Here is a 3,879-nt window from a genome sequence, read left to right as displayed (position 1 = left end):
GAATCGAGGGGCCCGGTCATACGGACCGGGCCCCCTTGAATTCCCGGCCCCCGCCGAACCCCGGGCCCGGCGGCCGAAGTTGTCCACAGGCGTCCCGCGGTGTCCGAGGCCACAGGTAGCGTCGGATCATGTCCAATCTCGCGGTGCTCGAAGGGGTCCTGGAACGGATCACCTATGCCAACGAGGAGAACGGCTACACGGTCGCCCGGGTCGACACCGGGCGCGGCGGTGGCGACCTCCTCACGGTGGTGGGCTCGCTGCTCGGCGCGCAGCCGGGCGAGTCCCTGCGGATGGAGGGCCGCTGGGGCTCCCACCCGCAGTACGGCAAGCAGTTCACGGTGGAGAACTACACCACGGTCCTGCCCGCCACCATCCAGGGCATCCGGCGCTACCTCGGCTCCGGCCTCATCAAGGGCATCGGCCCCCGTATCGCCGACCGCATCGTCGAGCACTTCGGCACGGACACGCTCGACATCATCGAGCAGCGGCCCGAGCGCCTGGTGGAGGTGCCCGGCCTCGGCCCCAAGCGCACCAAGCTGATCGGCGCCGCCTGGGAGGAGCAGAAGGCCATCAAGGAAGTGATGGTCTTCCTCCAGGGCGTCGGCGTCTCCACCTCCATCGCCGTGCGCATCTACAAGAAGTACGAGGACGCCTCGATCTCCGTGGTGAAGAACCAGCCCTACCGGCTGGCCGCCGACGTCTGGGGCATCGGCTTCCTCACCGCCGACCGCATCGCCCAGGCCGTCGGCATCCCGCACGACAGCCCGGAGCGCGTCAAGGCCGGTTTGCAGTACGCCCTGTCCCAGTCCACCGACCAGGGCCACTGCTTCCTGCCCGAGGAGCAGTTGATCGCCGACTCGGTGAAGCTCCTCCAGGTCGACACCGGCCTGGTGATCGAGTGCCTGGGCGAGCTGGTCGCCGAGGAGGGCGTCGTCCGCGAGTCGGTCCCCGGACCGCCGGGCGGGGCCGAGCGGGTCAACGCCGTCTACCTGGTCCCCTTCCACCGCGCCGAGCTCTCCCTGGCCGCCCAGGTCGTCCGGCTGCTGCGCACCGGCGAGGACCGGATGCCGGGCTTCCAGGACGTGGACTGGGACCGCGCCCTGTCCTGGCTTGCCGCACGCACCGGCGCCGAGCTCGCCCCCGAGCAGCAGGAGGCCGTCCGGCTCGCCCTGACCAGCAAGGTGGCCGTGCTCACCGGCGGCCCCGGCTGCGGCAAGTCCTTCACCGTGCGCTCGGTCGTGGAGCTCGCCCGCGCCAAGAAGGCCAAGGTGGTCCTCGCCGCGCCCACCGGCCGCGCCGCCAAACGGCTCGCCGAGCTCACCGGCGCCGAGGCGTCCACGGTCCACCGCCTGCTGGAGCTGAAACCGGGCGGCGACGCGGCGTACGACAAGGACCGCCCGCTCGACGCCGACCTCGTCGTGGTCGACGAGGCCTCGATGCTGGACCTGCTGCTCGCCAACAAACTGGTGAAAGCGGTCGCCCCCGGCGCGCATCTGCTGATGGTCGGGGACGTGGACCAGCTGCCCTCCGTCGGCGCCGGCGAGGTGCTGCGGGATCTGCTCGCCGAGGGCGGCCCGGTCCCGCGCGTGCGGCTGACCAGGATCTTCCGCCAGGCCCAGCAGTCCGGTGTGGTCACCAACGCCCATCGCATCAACTCCGGGGTCCCGCCGCTCACCCAGGGCCTGAGCGACTTCTTCCACTTCGTGGAGGAGGAGACCGAGGACGCCGGGCGGCTCACCGTGGACGTGGCCGCGCGGCGCATCCCCGCCAAGTTCGGCCTCGACCCCCGGCGCGATGTGCAGGTGCTCGCCCCGATGCACCGCGGCCCGGCCGGCGCGGGCACCCTCAACGGCCTCCTCCAGCAGGCCATCACCCCGGCCCGCCCCGATCTGCCGGAGAAGCGGTTCGGCGGAAGGGTGTTCCGGGTGGGCGACAAGGTCACCCAGATCCGGAACAATTACGAGAAGGGCAAGAACGGTGTCTTCAACGGCACCGTCGGCGTGGTGACCGCGCTCGACCTGGACGAACAGCGGCTGACGGTGCTGACGGACGAGGACGAGGAGGTGGGTTACGACTTCGACGAACTGGACGAGCTGGCCCATGCCTACGCGGTGACGATCCACCGCTCGCAGGGCAGTGAGTACCCGGCGGTGGTGATCCCGGTCACCACGGGCGCGTGGATGATGCTCCAGCGGAACCTGCTCTACACGGCGGTGACCCGCGCCAGAAAACTCGTCGTCCTGGTGGGGTCCCGCAAGGCGATCGGCCAGGCAGTGCGTACGGTTTCCGCAGGCAGACGCTTTACCGCACTCGCTCATCGGCTGTCAGGAGGGCCCTTGGTGGGAAACATCACCTAGGGCTTCCAGAACCAGGGCGAAGGGGGCAGGATGAGCAGGTTGACGGCACTGAGTGCCGCCAATAAGCCCAATGGGCGACCCCGAGTGCACTCTGCTGAGCCAAATGGGGGATGGTAGAGACAGTCAGGGCACCTCGAAGAAGAGGCACTACGTCGGTGAGGGATGACGTGAGCGAGAACGCTAACAACGCTGTAGTACTGCGGTTCGGCGATGGCGAGTACACCTACCCGGTGATCGACAGCACCGTCGGCGACAAGGGCTTCGACATCGGGAAGCTCCGGGCCCAGACCGGTCTCGTGACCCTGGACAGCGGATACGGCAACACTGCCGCCTATAAATCCGCCATCACGTACCTCGACGGCGAACAGGGCATCCTGCGCTACCGCGGATACCCGATCGAGCAGCTCGCCGAGCGCTCGACCTTCCTGGAGGTCGCGTACCTCCTCATCAACGGTGAGCTGCCGACGGTCGACCAGCAGTCGACCTTCAAGAGCGAGATCACCCAGCACACGCTGCTGCACGAGGACGTCAAGCGCTTCTTCGACGGCTTCCCGCGCGACGCCCACCCGATGGCCATGCTGTCCTCGGTCGTCTCCGCGCTGTCGACGTTCTACCAGGACAGCCACAACCCGTTCGACGAGAAGCAGCGCCACCTCTCGACGATCCGGCTGCTCGCCAAGCTTCCGACGATCGCGGCGTACGCGTACAAGAAGTCGATCGGTCACCCGTTCGTCTACCCGCGCAACGACCTCGGCTACGTCGAGAACTTCCTGCGGATGACGTTCTCGGTCCCGGCACAGGAGTACGAGCTGGACCCGGTCGTCGTCTCGGCGCTGGACAAGCTGCTCATCCTGCACGCGGACCACGAGCAGAACTGCTCGACCTCCACCGTGCGCCTGGTCGGCTCCTCGCAGGCGAACATGTTCGCCTCGATCTCCGCCGGCATCAGCGCCCTGTGGGGCCCCCTGCACGGTGGCGCCAACCAGTCGGTCCTGGAGATGCTGGAAGGCATCCAGGCCAACGGCGGCGATGTCGACTCCTTCATCCGCAAGGTGAAGAACAAGGAGGACGGCGTCCGTCTGATGGGCTTCGGCCACCGGGTCTACAAGAGCTTCGACCCGCGCGCGAAGATCATCAAGGCTGCCGCGCACGACGTCCTGTCGGCCCTCGGCAAGTCCGACGAGCTGCTCGACATCGCGCTGAAGCTGGAGGAGCACGCGCTCTCCGACGACTACTTCGTCTCGCGCAACCTGTACCCGAACGTGGACTTCTACACGGGTCTGATCTACCGCGCGATGGGCTTCCCGACCGAGATGTTCACGGTGCTGTTCGCGCTCGGCCGGCTGCCGGGCTGGATCGCCCAGTGGCACGAGATGATCAAGGAGCCCGGCTCCCGCATCGGCCGTCCGCGCCAGATCTACACGGGCGAGGTCCTGCGCGACTTCGTCCCGGTCGAGGCCCGCTAGTCGCTTCCCCGCGCCCCTTGGGCTCACTCGCCGGGGGTTGGGGGCATCCCCCAAGG

2 protein-coding genes are annotated in these 3,879 nt (G+C 68.3%); both read left to right on the top strand.

Annotated features, from left to right (window positions below; genetic code table 11):
- The first annotated feature begins 128 nt into the window (after nucleotides 1-128).
- Entirely contained in the window at nucleotides 129-2,357 is a 2,229-nt protein-coding gene (locus ACJA3G_RS32345) for an ATP-dependent RecD-like DNA helicase (RefSeq protein ID WP_406556596.1), read from the top strand.
- A 167-nt stretch (nucleotides 2,358-2,524) separates the two neighbouring features.
- Nucleotides 2,525-3,823 (top strand): citrate synthase, encoded by a 1,299-nt coding sequence (locus ACJA3G_RS32340; RefSeq protein ID WP_101388377.1) that lies wholly within the window; start codon nucleotides 2,525-2,527, stop codon nucleotides 3,821-3,823.
- Nucleotides 3,824-3,879: the final 56 nt, after the last annotated feature.

It is taken from the genome of Streptomyces sp. YS-3, from assembly GCF_045257485.1.
Taxonomy (GTDB): domain Bacteria; phylum Actinomycetota; class Actinomycetes; order Streptomycetales; family Streptomycetaceae; genus Streptomyces.
Note: the sequence above shows the minus strand (reverse complement) of the source record. Positions and strands in the feature narration are given on the sequence as shown.